At 71.3% G+C, this 21,257-nt stretch carries 20 protein-coding genes; 7 read left to right on the forward strand and 13 right to left on the reverse strand.

What is annotated here, in order from left to right:
* Positions 1–25: 25 nt before the first annotated feature.
* The 5 genes from ACGFMK_RS22805 to ACGFMK_RS22825 all read right to left on the reverse strand — a co-directional run bounded on the left by ACGFMK_RS22805 (position 26) and on the right by ACGFMK_RS22825 (position 8,095).
* The gene (locus tag ACGFMK_RS22805; RefSeq protein ID WP_392766465.1) at positions 26–3,970 is read right to left on the reverse strand and encodes a Pls/PosA family non-ribosomal peptide synthetase; all 3,945 of its coding nucleotides are present in this window, start codon (positions 3,968–3,970) and stop codon (positions 26–28) included.
* A gap of 364 nt (positions 3,971–4,334) precedes the next feature.
* Entirely contained in the window at positions 4,335–5,804 is a 1,470-nt protein-coding gene (gene der / locus ACGFMK_RS22810) for a ribosome biogenesis GTPase Der (RefSeq protein ID WP_392766468.1), read from the reverse strand.
* 16 nt (positions 5,805–5,820) lie between these two features.
* Complete coding sequence (locus ACGFMK_RS22815) at positions 5,821–6,480, reverse strand: lysophospholipid acyltransferase family protein (protein WP_392766471.1); 660 nt, start codon at positions 6,478–6,480, stop codon at positions 5,821–5,823.
* On the reverse strand, positions 6,477–7,181 hold the full coding sequence (cmk, locus tag ACGFMK_RS22820; RefSeq protein ID WP_392766520.1) for a (d)CMP kinase: 705 nt from the start codon (positions 7,179–7,181) through the stop codon (positions 6,477–6,479). Before cmk ends, ACGFMK_RS22815 begins: the two co-directional genes overlap by 4 nt.
* Positions 7,182–7,528: 347 nt before the next feature.
* Entirely contained in the window at positions 7,529–8,095 is a 567-nt protein-coding gene (locus ACGFMK_RS22825; RefSeq protein ID WP_392766474.1) for a TetR/AcrR family transcriptional regulator, read from the reverse strand.
* A 92-nt stretch (positions 8,096–8,187) separates the two neighbouring features.
* Here ACGFMK_RS22825 and ACGFMK_RS22830 point away from each other — a divergent pair, with 92 nt between their 5' ends.
* Complete coding sequence (locus ACGFMK_RS22830; RefSeq protein ID WP_392766477.1) at positions 8,188–8,556, forward strand: DUF4267 domain-containing protein; 369 nt, start codon at positions 8,188–8,190, stop codon at positions 8,554–8,556.
* 20 nt (positions 8,557–8,576) lie between these two features.
* Here ACGFMK_RS22830 and ACGFMK_RS22835 read toward each other — a convergent pair whose 3' ends face one another.
* A complete protein-coding gene (locus tag ACGFMK_RS22835; protein ID WP_392766479.1) occupies positions 8,577–9,839 on the reverse strand; it encodes a hypothetical protein in 1,263 nt (420 codons plus the stop codon).
* A gap of 129 nt (positions 9,840–9,968) precedes the next feature.
* On the opposite strand from ACGFMK_RS22835, the gene ACGFMK_RS22840 reads away from it, so the two are divergent.
* The 4 genes from ACGFMK_RS22840 to ACGFMK_RS22855 all read left to right on the forward strand — a co-directional run bounded on the left by ACGFMK_RS22840 (position 9,969) and on the right by ACGFMK_RS22855 (position 12,621).
* A complete protein-coding gene (locus tag ACGFMK_RS22840; RefSeq protein WP_392766482.1) occupies positions 9,969–10,106 on the forward strand; it encodes a hypothetical protein in 138 nt (45 codons plus the stop codon).
* A gap of 98 nt (positions 10,107–10,204) precedes the next feature.
* Positions 10,205–10,687: a cation:proton antiporter regulatory subunit gene (locus ACGFMK_RS22845; RefSeq protein ID WP_392766485.1), complete on the forward strand. Its 483-nt coding sequence runs from the start codon at positions 10,205–10,207 to the stop codon at positions 10,685–10,687.
* A gap of 7 nt (positions 10,688–10,694) precedes the next feature.
* The gene (locus ACGFMK_RS22850; RefSeq protein WP_323325838.1) at positions 10,695–11,888 is read left to right on the forward strand and encodes a cation:proton antiporter; all 1,194 of its coding nucleotides are present in this window, start codon (positions 10,695–10,697) and stop codon (positions 11,886–11,888) included.
* A 4-nt stretch (positions 11,889–11,892) separates the two neighbouring features.
* A complete protein-coding gene (locus ACGFMK_RS22855) occupies positions 11,893–12,621 on the forward strand; it encodes a hypothetical protein (protein WP_392766488.1) in 729 nt (242 codons plus the stop codon).
* On the opposite strand, the gene ACGFMK_RS22860 is transcribed toward ACGFMK_RS22855, so the two are convergent.
* A complete protein-coding gene (locus ACGFMK_RS22860) occupies positions 12,618–14,480 on the reverse strand; it encodes a Xaa-Pro dipeptidyl-peptidase (RefSeq protein WP_392766491.1) in 1,863 nt (620 codons plus the stop codon). The two genes, ACGFMK_RS22855 and ACGFMK_RS22860, sit on opposite strands and share 4 nt — an antisense overlap.
* 66 nt (positions 14,481–14,546) lie before the next feature.
* On the opposite strand from ACGFMK_RS22860, the gene ACGFMK_RS22865 reads away from it, so the two are divergent.
* Complete coding sequence (locus ACGFMK_RS22865; RefSeq protein WP_392766493.1) at positions 14,547–15,362, forward strand: SAM-dependent methyltransferase; 816 nt, start codon at positions 14,547–14,549, stop codon at positions 15,360–15,362.
* A gap of 58 nt (positions 15,363–15,420) precedes the next feature.
* Here the strand turns inward: ACGFMK_RS22865 and ACGFMK_RS22870 are convergent, their stop codons facing one another.
* From ACGFMK_RS22870 to xerD, 6 genes are all read right to left on the reverse strand, one after another.
* Complete coding sequence (locus ACGFMK_RS22870) at positions 15,421–16,173, reverse strand: pseudouridine synthase (protein ID WP_392766496.1); 753 nt, start codon at positions 16,171–16,173, stop codon at positions 15,421–15,423.
* A complete protein-coding gene (scpB, locus tag ACGFMK_RS22875) occupies positions 16,160–17,107 on the reverse strand; it encodes an SMC-Scp complex subunit ScpB (protein ID WP_392766499.1) in 948 nt (315 codons plus the stop codon). The genes ACGFMK_RS22870 and scpB overlap by 14 nt, the downstream gene beginning before the upstream one ends.
* Entirely contained in the window at positions 17,104–18,048 is a 945-nt protein-coding gene (locus tag ACGFMK_RS22880) for a segregation and condensation protein A (protein ID WP_392766502.1), read from the reverse strand. Before ACGFMK_RS22880 ends, scpB begins: the two co-directional genes overlap by 4 nt.
* Positions 18,048–18,476: a cobyrinic acid a,c-diamide synthase gene (locus ACGFMK_RS22885; RefSeq protein WP_392766505.1), complete on the reverse strand. Its 429-nt coding sequence runs from the start codon at positions 18,474–18,476 to the stop codon at positions 18,048–18,050. Before ACGFMK_RS22885 ends, ACGFMK_RS22880 begins: the two co-directional genes overlap by 1 nt.
* On the reverse strand, positions 18,473–19,444 hold the full coding sequence (locus tag ACGFMK_RS22890) for a ParA family protein (protein ID WP_323325826.1): 972 nt from the start codon (positions 19,442–19,444) through the stop codon (positions 18,473–18,475). The genes ACGFMK_RS22885 and ACGFMK_RS22890 overlap by 4 nt, the downstream gene beginning before the upstream one ends.
* Positions 19,445–19,590: 146 nt before the next feature.
* Entirely contained in the window at positions 19,591–20,493 is a 903-nt protein-coding gene (gene xerD, locus ACGFMK_RS22895; RefSeq protein WP_392766522.1) for a site-specific tyrosine recombinase XerD, read from the reverse strand.
* Positions 20,494–20,602: 109 nt separating this feature from the next.
* Between xerD and ACGFMK_RS22900 the strand changes: the two genes are divergently transcribed.
* Positions 20,603–21,142: a DUF1707 domain-containing protein gene (locus tag ACGFMK_RS22900; RefSeq protein ID WP_392766508.1), complete on the forward strand. Its 540-nt coding sequence runs from the start codon at positions 20,603–20,605 to the stop codon at positions 21,140–21,142.
* Positions 21,143–21,257 lie beyond the last annotated feature (115 nt).

Genomic DNA, 21,257 nt, shown 5'->3' on the forward strand with positions numbered 1-21,257 from the left:
AGCCAGGCGGGTACTTCGTGACCTTCTACTTACCCGTCCACGCGGAGATCGGGTTGCCGAGCCAGCGCGTGTCGGCCGGCACCTCGTCGCCGCGGGTCACCAGGGACCCCGGACCGACCGTGGTGCGCGCGCCGATCCCGGCGCCCGGCAGCACGATGCCGTGCGGGCCGAGCGTCGCGCCCTCGCCGAGGGTCACCCGCGACATGCTCATGATCCGGTCGTGGAACAGGTGGGTCTGCACGACGCAGCCGCGGTTGATCGTCGCGCCGTCACCGAGCTCGACGAGGTCGGACTCCGGCAGCCAGTACGTCTCCAGCCACACGCCGCGGCCGATCTTGACGCCCATCGTGCGCAGCCAGGCCGTCAGGAGCGGGGTGCCGCCGATCGAGCCGATCAGCCACGGCACCGCGAGCGCCTCGACGAACGTGTCGGCCAGCTCGTTGCGCCAGACGAACGAGCTCCACAGCGGGTGGTCGACCTCGCGGAACTTCCCGACCAGCAGCCACTTCATCACCGTCGCGGTCAGCGCCGCGACGATCCCGGCGGCCAGCAGGGCGGGCCCGGCCAGCAGCACGGCGACGCCGAAGCCGAACACCGACGCGACCCACAGCAGCCCGAAGGCGACCGAGACGGTCAGCGCGACCCCGCACATCACCGGGATGATCCGGCACAGCTCGACCAGCGCCCGCGCCGCCTTGAGGTGCAGCGCCGGGGTGTAGGTGCGGCTCGTGTCGGCGTCGCCGATCGCGCGGCGCACCGGCAGCGGCGGCATGCCCAGGTACGACGAGCCCTTCTTCGCTCGCAACGGCGTCGAGGACAGCACACCCACGAGACCGCGCTTGGGCACCGAACGGCCGGGCGCGGTCATCCCCGAGTTGCCGAGGAAGGCCTGCTTGCCGATCCGGGCCGGGGCGACGTGCAGCCAGCCGTGGCCGAGCTCGTAGGTGGCGACCATCGTGTCGTCGGCCAGGAACGCGCCGCTGTCGACCTTGGTCATCTTCGGCAGCGCGAGCACGGTCGACGCCTCGACGTTGCGGCCCACCTTCGCGCCGAGCAGCCGCAGCCACACCGGCGTGAACAGGCTGGCGTACAACGGGAACAGGCCTTCGCGGGCCATGCTCATCAGGCGTTCGGTGGCCCAGACCTGCCACGCGACGCGACCGTGCACCGGGTGGTAGCCCTCGACCATGCCGATGCTCAGCGCCCGGACCCCCGCCAGCACGAACAGCATGTACGTCAGGAAGTACGCGGTCGTAGCGACCGGCACGAAGAGCAGCGCCTGGGTGAACGCGTCGAGCAGCGTCGGCGCACCGGCGATGGCGTAGCCGAGCACCGCCACGCCGGGCAGCGCGGCCAGGCCCGGCAGGAAGCCGAGGATCAGTGACGTCACGCCGTAGACGCCGGCCCAGAAGTGCGAGCGCGGCGGGCGGCTCGACGGCCACTTCAGCGCGTCCTTCGCGTCCTTGCCGTCCTTGCCGACCGGAGCGGCGGGCGAACCGGCGAAGTGCTGACCGGCCTTGACGACGCCGCGCACGGTCGACCCGGCCGCGATCTCCGCGCCCTTGCCGATGCGGACGCCGGGGAACAGCGTGCTGCGCGCGCCGATCCGGGCCTCCGCGCCGATGCGGACCTTGCCGATGTGCACGAGGTCGCCGTCGACCCAGTGCCCGGTCAGGTCGACCTCGGGCTCGACGGCGGCACCGCGGCCCAGCTTGAGGAACCCGGTGACCGGCGGCGGCGAGTGCAGGTCGACGTCCTTGCCGATGCGGGCGCCGAGCGCCTTGGCGTAGGTGGTCATCCAGGACGCGCCGGCGACGCTGTCCGCGCCGGAGAACTCGGCGAGCTTCTCGGCCGTCCACAGGCGCAGGTGGACGCCGCCACCGCGCGGGTAGGTGCCGGGCCGCACGCCGGAGAGCAGCACGCGGGCGCCGCCCGCGGCGATCGCGATGCGCCCGGCCGGGCTGAACAGCACGACCCAGGCCAGGCCGATCCAGGCCCAGTGCAGCGTCGGCGCCCAGGCGAACCCGAGCAGGGACAGGATGTTCGACAGCGCGGCGGCGAGCGTCGCCCAGCGCAGCCCGACCAGGCCCATGAGCGGAACCATCAGCACGGTCTGGATGACTCCGGCGCGGCGCGGGGTCGGCGCGATCTCCCGGCGTTCGGTGGCCTGGCCGCTCAGCGCGTCCAGCATCGCGGCCAGCGCGCCCAGCTTCGGGTAGGCGTAGATGTCGGCGACCGACACCTGCGGGTGGCGGGTGCGGATCCGCGCGACGACCTGGGCGGCGGTCAGGCTGCCGCCGCCGTGGGTGAAGAAGTCGGCCTTCGGATCGTCGACGGACACGCCGAGGATCTCGGCCCAGCCTTCGGCGAGCCACGCCTGGGTCGGCGACAGCCCGGCCGCGGCGGCGTCCACTGTGGACAGCGGCCACGGGAGGGCGTTGCGGTCGACCTTGCCGGAGGTGCGGGTGGGCAGGTCTTCGACGACGGCGAGCAGCGGCACCAGCGCGGCGGGCAGGTGCTCGCGCAGCCGGGTCGCGGCCTGCTCGTGGTCGAACGACACTCCGGCGGCGGGAACGACGTAACCGACGAGGACCTGGTTGCCCGCCTTGGTGCGGCGGATCGCGGCGGCCGCGCCCTGCACACCCGGCAGGGCCTGCAACGCGGCGTCGACCTCGCCCAGCTCGATGCGGCGGCCGCCGAGCTTGACCTGCTCGTCGAGCCGGCCGAGGAACAGCAGGCCTTCGGCTTCGGCGCGGACCATGTCGCCGGAGCGGTAGGCGCGCTGCCAGCCCAGCGACGGCAGCGCCGCGAACTTCTCGGCGTCCTTCTCGGCGTCCAGGTAGCGGGCCAGGCCGGCGCCACCGATGACGAGCTCGCCGGTGTCGCCCATGGCGACCGGCTGTCCCTCGTCGTTGACCACGGCCAGCTGCCAGCCCGCGAGCGGCAGGCCGATGCGGACCGGGGCATCGCCGGTCAGCTGTGCGGCACAGGCGACGACGGTGGCTTCGGTGGGGCCGTAGGTGTTCCAGACTTCGCGGCCTTCGACGGCGACGCGCTCGGCCAGCTCCGGCGGGCACGCTTCGCCGCCGAAGATGAGCAGGCGGACGTCTTCGAGCGCGTCGGCGGGCCACAGGGCGGCCAGGGTCGGCACGGTGGAGACGACGGTGATCTGCTGCGCGACCAGCCACGGGCCGAGGTCGACGCCGGTGCGGACCAGCGCACGGGGCGCCGGGACCAGGCAGGCGCCGTGACGCCAGGCCAGCCACATCTCTTCGCAGGAGGCGTCGAAGGCGACGCTCAGCCCGGCCAGCACGCGGTCGCCGGGGCCGATCGGCTCCTCGGTGAGGAACAGCCGGGCCTCGGCGTCGACGAACGCGGCGGCGGAGGCGTGCGTGACCGCGACGCCCTTGGGCTTGCCGGTGGAACCGGAGGTGAAGATGATCCACGCGTCGTCGGCCGGGCCGGGGGTGCCTTCACGGCCGCCGGGCGTGCTGTGGACGGTGATCTGGCCGTCGGTGGCGACGGCGGCGACCTGGGCCTCTTCGAAGACCAGTTCGGCGCGCTCGTCCGGGTCGTCCGCGTCGACCGGCACGTAGGCGGCGCCGACGGACAGGGTGGCGAGGATCGCGACGTACAGCTCGGCGGTGCCGGAGGAGATCCGGATGCCGACCCGGTCGCCGACGCCGACGCCGTACCCGCGCAGGCGGCGGCCGTAGGCGTCGATCTCCTCGAGGAGCCGGCGGTAGGTCAGGGTGGTGGTGCCGTCGTCGATCGCGGCGGCGTTGGGATGGCGCTCGGCCGTGGCGGCCAGGATGTCGAGCAGGGTGCGCTCGCTCGCGCCGAGGCCGGACCAGAACAGCGCGCGGTCGGCGACGGGGGACGTCGACGGCGCGTGGGTCACCTCGGCGACGCAGGGCAGCGGCACGGTGATCTCGGCGGCCGCTTCGGCCGGCTCGATCGTGACGGTCATCGCCCGGTCACCCCGGGGGTGACTTCGAGCGTGACGCAGACGTGCAGGAACGAACTATGGGCGGACAAGCCCATCACTCACCTTCCGCGAGCCTCTATCGGGCTTGCACTCCGGAATGAGGCGCCCGCAACGACCCTCCACTGTAACCGAAGATGAACGAAAGATATCTCGTGGGTCACGGTGGAGTGTCGGACCTCACGCTCCGGACGGACCCGCGTGATCGGGGCGCCGACACGCGTGATTGCGGGGTCGACACGGCGGCTGGCCGAAGATTCGCCGTGTCCTCCCCGTGATCAGGCGTGCCGGCTGCGCAATCACGTGTCGGCCGTTCAGTCCCGCGGGTACGCCGGAACGGGTCAGGAAATCACCGGGATTTGGCGGGCCGGGCCGCTTTTCCGCCCGCCTTCGGCTTTGCGTTCTTTTCACGAACGCGCACATTCACCCGGACGGGGCTGCCTTCGAAGCCGAACTGCTCGCGGAACTTGCGCTCGATGAACCGGCGGTAGCCCGCCTCGAGGAAGCCGGTGGTGAACAGCACCAGCGTGGGCGGCCGGATGCCGGCCTGCGTCGCGAACAGGACCTTCGGCTGCTTGCCGCCGCGCACCGGCGGCGGGGTGGCCGCGATGAGGTCGGACAGCCAGGCGTTGAGCTGGCCGGTCGGCACCCGCTTGTCCCACGACGCCAGCGCCGTCCGCAGCGCCGGGGCGATCTTGCGCACCGAACGGCCGGTCAGCGCGGAGACGTTGACCTTCTCGGCCCACGGCACGCGGACCAGGCCGCGGTCCAGCTCGCGGACCATCGCGTGCCGGCGGTCCTCGTCGACCAGGTCCCACTTGTTGAACACCAGCACGCACGCGCGCCCGGCCTCGACGACCATGGTCAGCACCCGCAGGTCCTGCTCCGAGATGGGCTCGGCCGCGTCCAGGAGCACGACCGCGACTTCGGCCGCGTCGATCGCGGTCTTGGTGCGCAGCGAGGCGTAGTACTCGGCGCCCGCGGCGAAGTTGACGCGCTTGCGCAGGCCCGCCGTGTCGACGAACCGCCAGGTCTCGCCGTCCAGCTCGACCAGGGAGTCGACCGGGTCGACGGTGGTGCCGGCGACCGAGTCGACGACCGAGCGCTCCTCGCCGGAGAGCTTGTTCAGCAGGCTCGACTTGCCGACGTTCGGCTTCCCGACCAGCGCGACGCGCCGCGGGCCCGACGTGGCGGCGGCACCCTCGCGCGGCGCTTCGGGCAGGGTCTTGAGGATGGCGTCGAGCAGGTCGCCGGAGCTGCGGCCGTGCAGCGCGCTGACCGGGTGCGGCTCGCCGAGGCCGAGCGACCACAGCGACGCGGTGTCCGCGAGCAGCCGGTCGTCGTCGACCTTGTTCGCCACGAGCAGCACCGGCTTCTTCGAGCGGCGCAGCACCTTCGAGGCGGCTTCGTCGGTGGCCGTGGCGCCGACCGAGGCGTCGATCACCAGCAGGATCGCGTCCGCGGTCTGCATGGCCAGCTCGGCCTGGGCGGCGACGGAGGCCTGCAGGCCGGTCGCGTCCGGTTCCCAGCCGCCGGTGTCGACCAGGGTGAACTTGCGCCCGCCCCAGTAGGCGTCGTAGGCGACGCGGTCGCGGGTGACACCCGGCACGTCCTGCACCACGGCTTCGCGGCGGCCGATGATGCGGTTGACCAGCGTGGACTTGCCCACGTTCGGCCGGCCGACCACGGCGAGCACCGGCTGCGCGAGCGCGGCCTCCTCGGCCGCTTCGGCCGCGTCGATCTGCGCGTCGATCCTGGCGAACTCGGTCTCGTCCGACCAGGTGCCGTCGACTTCGCCGACGCTGTCCAACTCTTCCATCAGAACCCAATTTCCCTTATGGCGTACCGAAACCGTTTTCGGCACGCCAATCGTCCAAAGTCTTCACGAGCGCCGCGAGCTCGCCGCGCAGCTCCTCGGTGCCCTGGTCGAGCCCGGTCTTCCCGGGTCCGACCTTCGGCGAGAACGGCTCCCCCACGAGGATGTCCACGCGGGGTCGCCAGCGCCGCTTGCCGTTCGCGGGCTTGAGCGTCCCGCGTGTCGCGATCGGCAGCACGACCGCGCCGGACGCCCGGACCAGCCACGCCGCGCCACGTTCGGCCGCCCCGACGTCCCCGGCCCCGCGGGTGCCCTCCGGGAAGATCCCGACGACACCGCCGTCCTTCAGCACGCCGACCGCCGTCATCAGCGGTTTGCGGTCGATCGCGCCGCGCTTGAGCGGGATCTGCCCGATCGCCAGGAAGAACTTCCCGACGATCCCGGCGAACAGCTCGGCCTTGACCAGGAACGCCGAGCGCCGCGGCAGCATTCCGAAGATCAGCTGCGGTTCGACGAACGAGCTGTGGTTGGCGACCACCAGCACCGGCCCGGACGCGGGCATGCGCTCGCGGCCGTGGACGCGGATCCGGAAGACCGCCCGCAGATGGTACCGGCCGAAGAGCCGCCCGGCGTCGTGGAGCCAGCCGACGGAGCCTTCCGGCAATCCGTCAACTTTCATCGCGCTACCTCGGCGTTGCACCCCACCAGCAGGCCGCGGTGGCTGGCCAGTTCGCTGAGCGCGACGATCACCTGGTCGATGGACAGTTCCGAGGTGTCCACGTGAACGGCGTCGTCGGCCGCGCGCAGCGGCGAGGTCGCGCGGGTGGAGTCGAGGTGGTCGCGGCGCTCGACGCTCGCCAGGGCGTCGGAGACCGACGACTTCCGGCCGGCCGCGGAGTCCTGGGTGCTGCGGCGCGAGGCGCGGACGTCGGCCGACGCGGTCAGGTAGACCTTGAGCGGCGAGTCCGGCGCGACGACGGTGCCGATGTCCCGGCCTTCGACGACGATGCCGCCGACGCCGCCGAGCACCTCGTCGATGATCCGCCGCTGCCGGGCGACGAGCAGCTCGCGCACGTGCGGCACGGCCGAGACGGGCGAGACGGCCTTGGTGACCTCGGGCCCGCGGATGTCGGCGGCGACGTCCTGGCCGGCGAGGCGGATCTCGGGCCGGTCGGGACTGGTCCCGATGGCGAAGTCGGCGTCGTCGGCGATCTTCGCGACGGCCGGGGAGTCGGCCGGGTCGACGTCCGCGCGCAGCACCGCGAGGGTGACCATCCGGTACATCGCGCCGGTGTCGAGGTAGCCGGCGCCGAGGCGCTGGGCGAGCTTGCGCGCGACGGTGGTCTTCCCGGTCCCCGACGGGCCGTCCAGCGCGACCACACCACGTAGGGCTCCCGTCACCGGCACTCTCCTCGCGTTCTCGTCTCGTTCGGGCCGTACCCCATTCTGCCGGGCGGGGTACGAAGGAGATCAGTCGCCCCGCGCCCCGCCACCGAAGCGAGCGACTTCCACCGTGTCGACCCTCCAGACACACGTGTCGTCCGTCTGCGTACGCGAGTCGTCCTCCTGGGTACGCGAGTCGTCCTTCTGCGTACGCGAGTCGTCCTTCTGCGTACGCGAGCTGCCCGGCCCGGGCGCCCAAGCGCCGCCGCGTGCGCTAGCCAGGAGGGGCACCCTCACGGCTTATAAGTCCCTGAAGGTGCCCCTCACGACGGCGACGCCGGCAGCTAGGCGGGAAGCGCGCCGAAGCGGGCGACCACCACCGCCAGCCGCTCCGCGTGGTTCTCCGGGGAGAGCCGGTGGCCGCGGTCCAGCGTGACCAGGCCGTGGAGCGCGCTCCAGAACACCTCGGTCAACGTTCCCGGCGCCTGCCCGCCGGCGATCGGCTCGACCACCGCGAACAGACCCGCGAACGCCTCCTGGAGCACGGGCGGCGTGTCGTCCTGGGCGAAGGGCAGGTCCGAGGCCAGCGTGAACATCGCGTCGTAGAGCGCGGGCTTGGACTCGGCGAAGGCGACGTACGCGCCCGCGACACCCGCGACACCGCCTTCGCGGGCAGAAGCCAGCACCTCGGCCAGCTCGGCGAAGCCCTCCAGCGCGGCTGCCGCCATGATCGCGTCCTTGCCGCCCGGGAAGTGGCTGTAGAGCACCGGCTGGCTGTACTCGATCAGGGCCGCGAGCCGCCGGGTGGTGACGGCGTCCCAGCCCTCCGCCTCGGCCAGCTCCCTGGCCGCGGAGACGATCCGCCGTCCGCGTTCGGATCGGTCGCGCACACGGCGCTGTCGCTGGGTCATGCCGCTGATACTAGCACTGCTAGACAATCTAGCGTCGCTAGGTTAGCGTTGCTAGTATCGCTAGCAACGCTAGAAAACCTGGAGGGAACACCATGCTCGTCGCCGGTTACGTCCTTGTCGCACTCGTCTCGCTCGGGATCATCTACGTCGGCCTCAACTACCTCTTCGCGCCGGCCAAGATCGCCACGGGCTTCGGTTTCACCGAGGTCCCCGAAAACGCCGAAAGCTTCCTCAACGTCAAGGGCGGCCGCGACATCGGCGCCGGGCTGATCCCGCTGGCCCTGATGATCTACGGCGACCCGCACGCGCTGGGCTGGGTCATCCTCACCGCGGCCGTCTGGCCCGTCTTCGACATGCTGATCGTTCTGCGCCACCGCGGGAAGAAGGCCATCGCGTACAGCGTCCACGGCCTGACCGCCCTCGTGATGGTCGTCGCGGCGCTGCTGCTCCTGCTCGGCTGAACGTCGCGAATCGGACTGGCTCAGTCAGCCGGATCCGGCAAGTACGGAATCAGGCATCGGCTCGGGGCGTTCGCGTCCCGGACCGAGTTCCACATCCAAATGTCCTGACCCTCGAGGAGCCGCAAGGCCGTGGCGAAACCGTCCGCCTGCAAGAGCGGCGCAAGGAGTCCCTCGCGGATCCACTGCGCCCGGGGCAGCAGATCGACGATCGCTCTGATGGCCGTGTGACGCAGATCGCCGACGGCCCCCGACTCCGACTGACGCCGGGCGAGGGTCGCCAGCAGCGCGGCACCGGAACGCAGCCACGCACAGTCGTGCAGAAAGGCCAGCGTGCACGTCACGATCGTCTCCGGCTGCCTCAGATTAACCATCGCCGGACTGTGGAGAAACCCACGGAAGAATGTGCTGTTGTAGAGCGAGAGAGCCGATTGCAGCTGCTTGTCGGCAGGGTTGGCCATCACCGCTCTTCGGATGGCAGGGGCGAGCACCGTGACTGCCCCACCGATCGCACGAGCTGTGTTCAATTCCGAGAAAGTCGCTGTCCGGAGGATGTCTCGCAGCCCCTCCGGCGTCGACCCCAGGTGGATCGTCCGGGGAGCGCACCGGCAACCGCGGGCGAAGATAGCCGCGTCGAGGGGGAAGACCTCCTTCGGCAGGTCCCCCCGGCTCGCTTGGTCATAAGCAGTACCGGCCTCGGCTTGCGGTCCCAGCGCCGCGATGAGCAGAGCCTGCTCCTGACGTTGAAGCAGCTCGTCGAGGCTCATGGCGGGAAGACCCGTTGCTTTGGCACCCTCGCGCGCGGCCCTGAGCAAGTGGCGGTGATCATTCGGATCCTCAGAGATCATCGCAGCTGTTCGATAAGCCTCGTCCAAGCGACCCTCGACCGAGTCAGCCCAGAGCGGGTCCCCGCGCTCCGAAGGCTCAGCGGCGGCGGCGCGGACTTGCCGGAGAGCTTCATTCCCGCGGTCGATCTTCCACTCGAACGCTCGACGCACCGCGTCTTCGTAGGTGACGAACAGGGAGTCGGACTCATTGGCCGCGTCCGGTTGCAGTGCGCCGACAGCGAACAGAGTGAGCGCGGCACGATGGCCGTTCCGGCCGGAGGCCGAAGCGGCCGCCAAGACTTCGACGTAGTCGGCAACGCCCGGGGGTACCTCGGAACTCGAGCCTTTGCCACGCCCATTCGCGCGCCGCACGTTGCGCGGTAGTAGCCCTGCCTGCCGCCACCGCTCCAGCCGGCTCGCGCCGATCTTGGTTCCCCGGTTGTCGAGCTCTTGGATCAACGCTTGATCCGCCCTGCTCGAGCCCGTTCTCGGCATCTCGTGATGTTAGAACCCCGCGAGCTCGCCACGCGTTCGTCAGCCGGCCGCGAGGATGCTCGTTTCTGTCCGAGACGAAGGGAGGAAGCAGGAGTGGGAGCCTACGACCGCGGCATGACCCATGCGATCAGAGCCGCACTGGACAGCTGGGCACGAACGGCGCGCCTTTCGGTCATTGTGCTTGCGGCAGGTGTTCCGGCCGATCTGGCCGTGTTGCTGCACAGCTTCTGATCTAGGCCGACGATCGAGGCCCCGCCGGCGGGGGCCTCGATCGTCGGCCATATGGGTCGAATCGGACACCAACGCAACACGTGGGTTACGGTGAATAGGTGAACGTCGAAGTAACTCCTCTGCCCGGCATCGGGGTCCGCAAGGACTTCGCCACCCGTACCGGCCGCCGCATCGGCGTCGTCACTCAGCGGGACGGGCACATCGAGCTGATCGTGTCCAAGACCGATGATCCCGACACCTGCGTCGCCTCGATCCCGCTGACCGCCGACGAAGCGGGCGCGCTGGCCAACCTGCTCGGCGCGCCCCAGCTGGTCGCGCAGCTGACCGAGGAGCACCGGGACCTGCCCGGGATCAGCACCCGGCAGCTGCCGGTCAAGCCGTCCGGCCCGTTCGACGGCCGCACGCTCGGCGACACGGCCATGCGCACCCGCACCGGGGTTTCGGTGGTCGCGGTGGCGCGGGCCGGCCAGGTGCACCCCTCGCCGACACCGGACTTCACCCTGACCGGCGGCGACCTGCTGGTCGCGGTCGGCACGGGCGAGGGTCTCGAGGCCGCCGTCAAGATCCTGAAGTACGGCTGAGCGCACCATGGACCACACCGCGCTGTCCCTGATCGAACTGGGGGCGGTCTTCTTCGTGCTGGGCGCGCTCGGTCGCCTGGCCGGGAAGATCGGCCTCTCCCCCATCCCCCTCTACCTGCTGGGCGGCCTCTGCTTCGGCTCCGGTGGGCTGATCCCGCTGACCGACATCGGCGGCTTCACGCACCTCGCCAGCGAAATCGGCGTCGTGCTGCTGCTCCTGCTGCTCGGCCTCGAGTACTCGGCGGCCGAGCTGTTCACCGGGCTGCGCCGCTCCTGGACGGCGGGGCTGCTCGACATCGTCCTCAACGCCGCCCCCGGCGCGGCCGTCGCGCTGCTGCTGGGCTGGGGCCCGGTCGGCGCGATGGTGATGGCGGGTGTCACGTACATCTCGTCGTCCGGGATCGTCGCGAAGGTACTCGGCGACCTCGGCCGGCTCGGCAACCGCGAGACGCCGGTGGTGCTGTCGATCCTCGTGTTCGAGGACCTCGTGATGGCCCTCTACCTGCCGATCCTCACCGCGGTCCTGGGCGGGGTCTCCCTGCTGGGCGGCATGGAAGCCGTCGGGATCTCGCTGCTGGTGATCACCGTGGTGCTGGTGATCGCGCTCAAGTTCGGCCGTTACGTCTCAGCCGCCGTCGACAGCCCGGACCGCGAGGTGTTCCTGCTCAAGGTGCTCGGCGCGGCGCTGCTGGTGGCCGGCATCGCGTCGGCGCTGCAGGTGTCGGCCGCGGTCGGCGCGTTCCTGCTGGGCATCGCGATCTCCGGCTCGACGGCGGAGAACGCGACGCACATGCTCGAGCCGCTGCGGGACCTGTTCGCCGCGGTGTTCTTCGTGGTGTTCGGCCTCAACACCAACCCGGCGTCGATCCCGCCGGTGCTCGGCTGGGCCGTGGTGCTCGCGGTCGTGACGACGCTGACGAAGGTCGCCACCGGCTGGTGGGCCGCGCGCCGCCAGGGCATCGGGAAGATGGGCCGCGCGAGAGCCGGGGCGTCGCTGGTGGCCCGCGGCGAGTTCTCGATCGTCATCGCCGGCCTGGCGGTGACGGCGGGCGCGGTGGACGGCGAGCTGGCCGCCCTGGCGACGGCCTACGTCCTGCTGATGGCCATCCTCGGCCCGACGGCCGCCCGCGTCGTCGAGCCGGTCGCCCGTGCCCTGCAACGGAAGTCGGCCGCGAAGACCGCTCCGGCCGAAGCGAGCTGACGCGATGAACCCGGACTTGGCCGCCGTCCTCGACCGCGAGGAACGGGATGGGCCGCAGATCCTCGCCGCGCTCGTGGACCACGGGGTGCACGTCCCGGTGCACCCGGACGGCTCGGTGGTGTTCCTCAAGGGCGAGAACGGCAACCCCGTGCTGCCCGGCTACGTCAGCGAAGCGTGCCGCGCCGAGCTGCTGCCCTCCGCCGAAGGGGCCGGCCACTGTGACGCACTGCGGCTGCTGGACATCGCCGGAGACACCGGCGTCGAGGTTCTGGCGCTGTTCTCCACCGGCGGCTGGGCGCGCGTGCCGGTGCCCCTGCTGCGGCAGACGCTGCAGGAGCGTGGTCAGCAGGCTCCCGGCGACCGGTTGAAGCTCAGCTGGTCACGGCACCCGACTGCGGTGGCCCTGCGCGACGCGGCGGTCCAGCGGATCCGGGAGTTCCCGGCGGTGCGCACGGTGTGGATCTCCCACGCGCGACGGCTCGCCACGGGCGCGGAGCACCTGATCGTGCACATCGCGGTCGACGAGGACCTGCCTTCGGCGTCGGCGGACCGGCTGATGCAGGCACTCTTCGCCGGTTCGGGCCGGGACGTCCCGGTGGGCATGCTCGCCCTGAACCCGAAGACGCACGCGGAGACGATCGCCGAGCTGGGCTCGATGGGGCTGGACACCGTGCGGGCCGACCACACCACCGGCCGCGTCGAGGTGCTCTCGCGGGAGTACGACCCGGACTAGCGCAGGCCCGCCCGGCCCGCCGACGGCACGAACGCGCCGCCGCCGAGGGCCGGGTGGGTCGACGCCGCCGGCAGGACGCCGGCCAGCGGGACCGACGCCGACGTCTTCGCCAGGTCCACCGTCACGCGCCCGGGGCGGGCCGGGCCGCTGATGAAGCTGCCGTCCGTGCCGCCGATGATCAGCGCCAGCGCGTGGCCCTTCGGCACGACGTGGTCCGTTGACGCCAGCCGGAACGTCATCGTGTACGCCGTGCCCGGCGTCAGAACCCGTTCCTGCGAAAGGGAAGCGTAGTTCGCCAGGTCGGCCCAACCGCGGCTGAGGATCGTGTAGTTCACCTTCTTCGGATCCGCGGAGGTCACGCGGTAGCAGGCGTCGTCACCCGTCGTCGACGATCCCCAGCAGTTCTCCGTCGTCCCCGTCTTGATGCCCTCGCCGCTGCCCGCGAAGTTGCGGATCGTCGCCGGGCCGAGGTCCACCAGCAGCGCCGAAAGCCGCGCCGACGACGTGCTCGGGGTCGCCGTGACCGTCAGCGAAGACGTCCCCGACACCTGCAGGTCCGAGGTCAGCGTGCCGGTCGAGTAGGTCAGCGCCGCAGTGCCCGGGTTCGTGACCCAGGTGTCCTCGCCGACGTTCGGGTTGTCGGTGAACGACGCCGTGCCGGACGCCGCGGCCGTGCCGAGCTTGCCGCCGGCCTGCGGGCGCAACGCCGTCGCCACCGCGTTCGCGGCCGGGTAGGCGGCCTGGTCGGCCCACTGGTCGGGCTGCCGCTCGACGCTGGCCATCGGGCCGTTCTGCATGCCGTTGTCGACGCCGAGCAGGTAGTGGTCGAACCAGCGGTGCAGCAGGTCGACCCAGTCGGAGCGCCGGTAGTCGAACGGGTCGACGTGCCCGGTCTGCGCGAGCCAGATCTTCCGCTCGACGTGGTTCGCGGCCAGCGCGTCCCACCACTGCCCGAAGTTGATCGTCTTGACGTTGAGGTCGTTGACCCCGTGGGAAACCAGCACGCTGGCGTGCACGTTGCGCGCCTGGGCGACGTAGTCCCGCGCGGCCCAGAGCGGCCCGTAGTCACCGTTGGCCGTCGCGCCCGTGACCAGTTCCTGGTTCTGCGCCGAGCAGTTCTGCCCGCTGTTGTTCGACTCGACGGTCTGCGCCAGCCCGGCCGGGTCGAACCCGAAGGTCGCGCCGTCGGAGCGGTAGTAGTCGTACCAGGAGCTGATCGCGGAGATCGGCACGATGGTCTTCAGCCCGGCGACCCCGGTCGCGGCGACGCCGTTGGCGATCGTGCCGTCGTAGGACTTGCCGATCATGCCGACGTTCCCGGTGGTCCAGCTCGCGCTCACGGTGCTGCCGCCGGTCTTCGCGCTGTAGCCGGTCGCACGGCCGTTGAGCCAGTCGACGACCTTGCGGGCCGAGCCGACGTCGGAGGCACCGCCGACGTCCGCGCACCCGGCCGAGCGGTTCGTCCCGGCCAGGTCCACGAGCACCGCCGCGTAGCCGCGTGGCACGAAGTAGTTGTCGTAGAACAGCGGGAACTTCACCGGTTTCCCGGCGCTGTCGTACGTCTTCAGCTCGCTCTCGTTGCCGCGCCCGCAGCACGAGTAGTACGGGCTGGCGTCCATGATCACCGGCACCTTGGTGCCCGCCGCCGCGGGTTCCGACGGGCGCACGATGTCGGCGGCCACCCGGTCGGGCTTGCCGTCGCCGTCACCGTCCCGGCCGATGTCCACCCAGACGGTCTCGCGGATCGCCTTCGTGTAGTCGTAGACGGGTTCGCTGGCCCGGGGCGCCGCGGCCACCGCCGGGGCGAGCGCGCCGAACAGGACCACCGCGAGGACTCCGCACACCAGACCGGATCGCATGCGGATCACGCTACGAGGCGGAGATCGTTCCCGCCACGGCGGAAAGTCGGGGGTAGCTTGGCGGTCATGACGGAGTCCCTGCCCGCGGTCGGCCGCACCGCCGTCGGCGTCGCCGCGTTACGCGCCCTGGAAAGCCGCCGCCCGGACCGGCTGTTCGACGACCCGTACGCCACGGCGTTCTACGAGGCGGGCCGCTCGGCGCTGCCCGCGCCCGGCGACGGGACGCGGGAGGGCCTCGGCCCGCTCTTCGCCGCGCAGGTGGCGATCCGCACCCGGTTCTACGACGACTACCTGCTGGCCGCCGGATGCGCCCAGGTCGTGCTGCTCGCGGCCGGGCTCGACGCCCGCGCGTTCCGGCTGGCGTGGCCGCCGGGGACGCGGCTGTTCGAACTCGACCTGCCGGAGGTGCTGGACTTCAAGGACCAGGTGCTGACCGGGGAGGGCGCCCAACCGTCGTGCGAGCGGGTCGTCGTGCGGGCGGACCTGCGCGAAGACTGGGCGAGCGCGCTGCGGGACGCCGGGTTCGACGCGAACGTCCCGACCGCGTGGCTGGCCGAGGGCCTGCTCGTCTACCTGTCCTACGAAGACGCCGACAAGATGCTCACCACGGTGAGCGCGCTGTCGGCGCCGGGCAGCCGGGTGTCGTTCGAGCACCGGCCGGCCGACACCGCGGACGGGCTGCTGGCCCGGGCCCGGGCGAACCCGACCGGCGAGCGTGTCACGCGCCTGTGGCTCGGCGGCCTGGGCGGCCGGGCGCCGGAGTGGCTGCACGAGCACGGCTGGGAGCCGGCCACGTACACCCGCGCCGAGCTGGCCGCGGGCTACGGCCGCTCGACCTCGGACGACGAAGGCGCCGGCGGGTTCGTCACCGCGATGCGGTGACAACCGGGGCTTCGCCCCGGGCCGGGGGCTTCGCCACCCGGACCCCCGGAAAGCGGCGTCAGAGTTCGACGTTGCGGTAGAGCGTGCCGACCTCGGTCTTGGTCAGGCGGCGGATCGAGCCGACGCGCTGGTTGCCGAGCTGGACGTCGCCGACCGCGGTGCGGACCAGCTTGAGCACGGGGTGCCCGGTGTCCTTGAGCAGGCGGCGCACGATGTGCTTCTTGCCCTCGTGGATGACCAGCTCGACCAGGGACTTGCCCGAGTGCATGTCCTTGACCCGGAACTGGTCGACCTTGATGATGCCGTCCGGCAGCTCCCAGCCGTTGCGCAGCTCCTTGCCGAGCCCGCGCGGGATCAGGCCGTCAACCTCGGCGAGGTAGGTCTTGAGCACCCGGTAGGAGGGGTGCATCAGCCGGTGGCCGAGGTCACCGTCGTTGGTCAGCAGCAGCAGGCCCTCGGTGTTCTCGTCGAGCCGGCCGACGTGCACGACGCCGGGCGTCTCCTCGTAGCGGCCCTTGAGGTAGTCGCCGACGCAGGGGCGGCCGCGGTCGTCCGACATCGTCGAGTGCACGCCCTTGGGCTTGTTCAGCGCCAGGTAGATCAGGTCGTCGCGCAGGTTCACGCGGGTGCCGTCGACGTGGATGATCGCCCCGTCGGGGTCGACGCGGCGGCCCAGCTCGGTGACGACCTCGCCGTTCACCTCGACCCGGCCGGCGACGATCAGGTCCTCCGCCGCACGCCGGGACGCGACCCCGGCCTGCGACAGCACCTTCTGCAGCCGGATGCCGTCGGGGTGTTCACTGGAAGTCATCGATGGTGTCCACTTCGGGTAGCAACGGAGCGATGGCGGGCAGGTCGTTCAGTGACGACAGCCCCAGTCGCTCCAGGAACAGCTCGGTCGTCACGTACAGCGTCCCGGTCGTCTCGGGGTCGGTCCCCATCTCTGCGATGAGGCCGCGCGCGAGCAGCGTCCGGATCACGCCGTCCACGTTCACGCCGCGCACCGCGGCGACCCTGGACCGGGTCACCGGCTGCCGGTACGCGATCACGGAGAGGCTCTCCAGCGCGGCCCGGGTCAGCTTCGACCGCTGGCCGTCCAGCAGGAGCTTCTCCACGAACGGGGCATAGACGTCTCTAGTGTAGAACCGCCACCCTTCACCGACTCGCCGCAGGTCGATCCCGCTGACGCGGTCGGTGAACTTCTGCGCCATGGTCCGCAGCGCGACGACGATGCGCGCCCGCGGTTGCTGCAGCGTCTCGGCGAGGGAATCCTCACTCGCGGGCGAGTCGACGACCAGCAGCAGCGCCTCGAGCGCGGCTTCGAGCGCCTCGTCGGAGCTGATGTCGGGCATCGCGTCGACGTCCCCGGCGGCGACCAGGTCGGACTCGGGATCGGTGGGGTCCGGCTCGGCCGGGGTGTCCTCGGCTGCGCCTTCGCTCGCTTCCGCGGAAGCGTCACTTTCCCGTGAGGGTGCCGGGCTCGGCTCCGGCTCGGCAAGCGCCTCTTCGGCGGGTAGCGGTTCCTCCGGCCGGCCGTCCTCGGTCACCGGTTCGTCGGACAGGGCCTCGTCGAACGCCAGCTCGGCCGCGGCGGACTCGACCGGCTCGCCGGCCGCGGGCGGTTCCGGGGCCTCGACCTCGGCGACCACGGTCTCGGCCGCAGCGGTCTCAGGCGCGGCGGGCTCGGCCGGTTCGCCGGCCGCGAGGGGGGTCCGGTCGTCCGGCGTGGTGTCTTCGGGGGTCACCCGTACTCCTCTTCGTCTCCGGCGGTCAGGTCCTTCTCGGCCGCCACGGAGGCTTCTTCCTTCGAACCGCCGGTCCAGCGCACGTGCAGCTCGGCCAGCGCCTCGGACTGCTCGAACTGCACCGTCGCCTCGCGGTAGAGCTCCAGCAGCGCCAGGAACCGCGCCACGATCTCGACCGTGTGCTCGCAGTCGTCGACCAGCTCGCCGAACGTCGCCTGGCCGCGCTCGGCCAGCATCACCCGCAGCAGCGCCGCGTGCTCGCGCACCGAGACGCGGCCCATGTGGATGTGGGCGATCGACACCGTCGGCGGCGGCTTCGGCTTGAACACCGCCACGGCGATCTCGGCGAACTTCTCCGGCGTCACGCCCAGCATCACCTCGGGCAGCAGCCCGACGAACCGCTCCTCCAGCGCCACCGACCGCGGGTACCGCCGCAGCGCGCCCTGCTCCAGCTCGCCGAACAGCGCCGCCACCTGCTTGTACGCGCGGTACTGCAGGATCCGCGCGAACAGCAGGTCACGGGCCTCGAGCAGGGCGAGGTCGTCCTCGTTCTCCACCTCGGCCGACGGCAGCAGCCGCGCGGCCTTGAGGTCGAGCAGGGTCGCCGCGATGACCAGGAACTCGGTCGTCTCGTCGAGGTTCCAGTCGGTGCCCAGCGCCCGCGTGTAGGCGATGAAGTCGTCGGTGACCCGGTGCAGGGCCACCTCGGTGACGTCCAGCTGGTGCTGCGAGATCAACTGCAGCAGCAGGTCGAACGGCCCTTCGAAGTTGGCCAGCCGCACCTTGAACTTCGACGTGCTCAGTTCCTCGTTGGCCAGGCCTTCGGGAACCATGCCGCCGTGCACCGTCTCGTGCTCGGGCGGCTGTTCGTCCGGTGCCTGGTCCTCCGGGGCCTGTCCGACCGGCTCCGGCGGCACTTCGGCCGATGCCGGGGTGTCCATCAGCCCTCGGTTTCGCCGCCGTCTGAGCCGACCACCCGCAACCTCTGCACCAGCACCGAGTCTTCGCCGTTCGCGTCGAAGTCGGCCAGCAGCACCGCGACGGCCTCGCGGACCAGCCGGCCGCGGTCGACGACCAGCTCGTGCTTGGCCCGCAGCGTCAGCCGGGCCTGCTCCATGGCCACGAGCTCGTCACCCGAGACGTAGACGGTGATCTTCGCGTCGTGCTTGGTCCGGCCGGAGCCGTGCGGGGCCACGTCGCCGCTGCGGGCGAGCTGCTGCTCCGTGCGGCCGTTGCCCTTGCCACCACCGTTGCCGTTTTCGGCGGGTTCGGCGGGCGCCGGCGACGTCTGGGGCGGGAGATCGAGAGCGGGGCTGGAGGTGATGCGGAAGAGTTCCGACGCTCCGGGCAGGGAGGCGCGCCTGCTCACCGAGCGATCACCTCGCGAGCCAGCTGACGGTACGCCGCCGCGCCGGCCGACTTGGGGGCCCAGGTCGTGATCGGCTCACCCGCGACCGTCGTCTCGGGGAACCGCACCGTGCGGTTGATGACCGTGTCGAACACGGTCTCGCCGAATGCCTCCACCACGCGAGCCATGACCTCCTTCGAGTGCAGGGTTCTCGGGTCGTACATGGTGGCGAGAATCCCGACTATGTCCAGTTTGGGGTTGAGGCGTTCCTGCACCTTCTCGATCGTGTCGATCAGGAGCGCTACACCTCGCAGACTGAAGAACTCGCACTCCAACGGGATGATCACGCCGTCCGCGGCGGTCAGCGCGTTCACCGTGAGAAGGCCGAGCGAGGGCTGGCAGTCGACAAGAACATAGTCGTAGTCGTTCATGACCGGACGAAGGACCCGTAACAACGTGTGTTCGCGCCCTACCTCAGCGACGAGCTGAACCTCCGCCGCGGACAGGTCGATGTTGCTCGGCAGCAGGTCAACGCCGTCGACGCGGGTTTTCAGCAGCACGTCGGTGGCGCTGACGGCCCGCTCCATGATGGCGTTGTAGACCGTGTGGTCCAGTTCGTGCGGCTGGATGCCGAGACCGACGGCGAGCGCGCCCTGCGGGTCGAAGTCGACGAGCAGCACCTTGCGGCCGTACTCGGCGAGGGCGGCACCCAGGTTGATGGTCGACGTCGTCTTGCCGACGCCACCCTTCTGGTTGCACATCGCCATGATCTTGGCCGGGCCGTGGCGCTCCAGCGGGGCCGGGTCGGGGTGCTCGCGGATCGGGCGGCCGGTCGGCCCGATACCCTCGAGCTTCACCTTCTTGCCGTTGCGCTCTCTCGGTTCGTCACCGTCGTGGTTCACGGGGGTGGCGATCGTGACGTGCTGGAGGTTCGCCGCGGCCGACCCGGCGGACGCGGCCGGTACGGCCGGCTGGTTCGGTGTCGACATGGCGAGAAGGCTCCTTGTCCGTGGCGTCCGGGGCAGCCTATGCGCGGACTCCGAGCCCCGGCAAAGCAACGCGCCGGACCCGAGGGGGCAATGTCACTCGACCGTCGGTCCAGCGTAGGAAGGCCCTGGACCCTCTATAGGGCCGTCTAGCCCAATGCCCGGGGGTGTGCCGTGGCGTACACCTCGCGCAGGGTGTTGACCGTGACCAGCGTGTACACCTGCGTCGTGGTCACCGACGCGTGGCCGAGCAGTTCCTGGACGACCCGGACGTCCGCGCCGCCTTCGAGCAGATGCGTGGCGAAGGAGTGGCGGAGCGTGTGCGGCGAGACGACGGCGGCGATCCCGGCCCGTTCGGCGGTGTCCTTGAGGACCTGCCACGCGCTCTGCCGCGAAAGCCTGCTGCCGCGGGCGTTGAGGAACATCGCCGCGGTGCCGCGGCCGTGCGCGGCGAGCACGGGCCGCGCGCGGACGGTGTAGGCGTGCAGCGCCGCGATCGCCGGGCGCCCGATCGGCACCAGCCGCTGCTTGCCGCCCTTGCCGTCGAGCAGGACGGTGCGCTCGTCGTCGTCGATGTCGTCGAGGTCGAGGCCGACGGCTTCGGAGATCCGGGCGCCGGTCGAGTAGAGCAGCTCCAGCAGCGCCCGGTCGCGCAGCGCGCGTTCGCCCTCCGGCGCCGGCGTCTCCAGCAGCCGCAGCACGTCGTCGACGGGCAGGGCCTTGGGCAGCCGTTTCGCCGGGGTCGGCGGCCGGACCTCGCGGGCCGGGTTGTGTTCGGTGACGCCCTCGGCGTGCGCGAACTTGTGCAGGCCCCGCACGGCGACCAGCGCCCGGGCGGCCGACGACGCGGCCAGCGGCTGGTGCTCGGTGTCGCCCTCGCGCAGCGCGGCGCCGAAGGACGTGACGTGCGCGGGGGTGACGTCGACGATCTTCGCGATGCCGGCGCCGTCGAGGTGGGCGGCGTAGCGGCGCAGGTCGCGGGCGTAGCTGTCCAGGGTGTTGCGCGCGGTCCCGCGTTCGACGACCAGGTGGTCGAGGTACGCGGCGATCACGTCGGCCGTGCTGTGCGGGCTGGAGGCCACGGCGGTCACCTTAGGCCGTGCGGGCACCGTGACCCGGGAGAAACCCCGTTCTCGGGGTTACGCGGTTACCTTGGATTTCATGGAGACGGACGAGCTCCGCATCGGCACGGCCGAGCGGGAAGAGGCGGCGAGGCTGCTCGCCGACCACTTCGGCATGGGCCGCATCACCCCCGACGAGTACGAGACGCGGGTGACGGACGCCTACGGCGCGACGACGCTGGGCGACCTGCGGCCGTTGTTCCGCGACCTGCCGCAGCCGCACCCGGGGTTCCTGGCGCCGTCGCAGGTGCCTCAGATGCCGCAGATGCCGATGTACACGCAGCCGACGATGCAGCTGCCGATGTACGGGCCGCCCCCGGCGTCGGCGCCACTCCCGATGCCGTACGCGCCGTCGATGCCGATGCCGGTGTCCTACCGGTCCAAGACCGTGGCGGGGGTGCTCCAGATCGTGCTGCCGTTCGGCGTCGGGCGGTTCTACACCGGCCAGACCGGGCTGGGCCTGCTGCAGCTCCTCGTCGTGCTGATGACCGGCGTGGGCGTGCTCTGGCCGATCATCGACGGCATCATGCTGCTGGCCAACGGCGGCCTCGACGCCGAAGGCCGCCCGCTGCGCCCCTAGTCCGTGAATGTCGCATTGAGGGACTCAGAGTCCCTCAATGCGACATTCACGGACTTCGGATCACTCAGCCATCGCGGCGCTTGGCGAACGCCGGCGGGCGGGCGGGGCACGGGGC

Source organism: Amycolatopsis sp. NPDC049252 (genome assembly GCF_043197175.1).
Lineage (GTDB): Bacteria > Actinomycetota > Actinomycetes > Mycobacteriales > Pseudonocardiaceae > Amycolatopsis.

Excerpts from the sequence above, each read along its gene's own strand:
- ACGFMK_RS22805 (WP_392766465.1), bottom strand. The coding sequence starts at position 3,970 with ATGACCGTCACGATCGAGCCGGCCGAAGCGGCCGCCGAGATCACCGTG.
- der (WP_392766468.1), bottom strand. The coding sequence starts at position 5,804 with ATGGAAGAGTTGGACAGCGTCGGCGAAGTCGACGGCACCTGGTCGGAC.
- ACGFMK_RS22815 (WP_392766471.1), bottom strand. The coding sequence starts at position 6,480 with ATGAAAGTTGACGGATTGCCGGAAGGCTCCGTCGGCTGGCTCCACGAC.
- ACGFMK_RS22825 (WP_392766474.1), bottom strand. The coding sequence starts at position 8,095 with ATGACCCAGCGACAGCGCCGTGTGCGCGACCGATCCGAACGCGGACGG.
- ACGFMK_RS22830 (WP_392766477.1), top strand. The coding sequence starts at position 8,188 with ATGCTCGTCGCCGGTTACGTCCTTGTCGCACTCGTCTCGCTCGGGATC.
- ACGFMK_RS22850 (WP_323325838.1), top strand. The coding sequence starts at position 10,695 with ATGGACCACACCGCGCTGTCCCTGATCGAACTGGGGGCGGTCTTCTTC.
- ACGFMK_RS22855 (WP_392766488.1), top strand. The coding sequence starts at position 11,893 with ATGAACCCGGACTTGGCCGCCGTCCTCGACCGCGAGGAACGGGATGGG.
- ACGFMK_RS22860 (WP_392766491.1), bottom strand. The coding sequence starts at position 14,480 with ATGCGATCCGGTCTGGTGTGCGGAGTCCTCGCGGTGGTCCTGTTCGGC.
- ACGFMK_RS22865 (WP_392766493.1), top strand. The coding sequence starts at position 14,547 with ATGACGGAGTCCCTGCCCGCGGTCGGCCGCACCGCCGTCGGCGTCGCC.
- ACGFMK_RS22870 (WP_392766496.1), bottom strand. The coding sequence starts at position 16,173 with ATGACTTCCAGTGAACACCCCGACGGCATCCGGCTGCAGAAGGTGCTG.
- ACGFMK_RS22880 (WP_392766502.1), bottom strand. The coding sequence starts at position 18,048 with ATGGACACCCCGGCATCGGCCGAAGTGCCGCCGGAGCCGGTCGGACAG.
- ACGFMK_RS22890 (WP_323325826.1), bottom strand. The coding sequence starts at position 19,444 with ATGTCGACACCGAACCAGCCGGCCGTACCGGCCGCGTCCGCCGGGTCG.
- ACGFMK_RS22900 (WP_392766508.1), top strand. The coding sequence starts at position 20,603 with ATGGAGACGGACGAGCTCCGCATCGGCACGGCCGAGCGGGAAGAGGCG.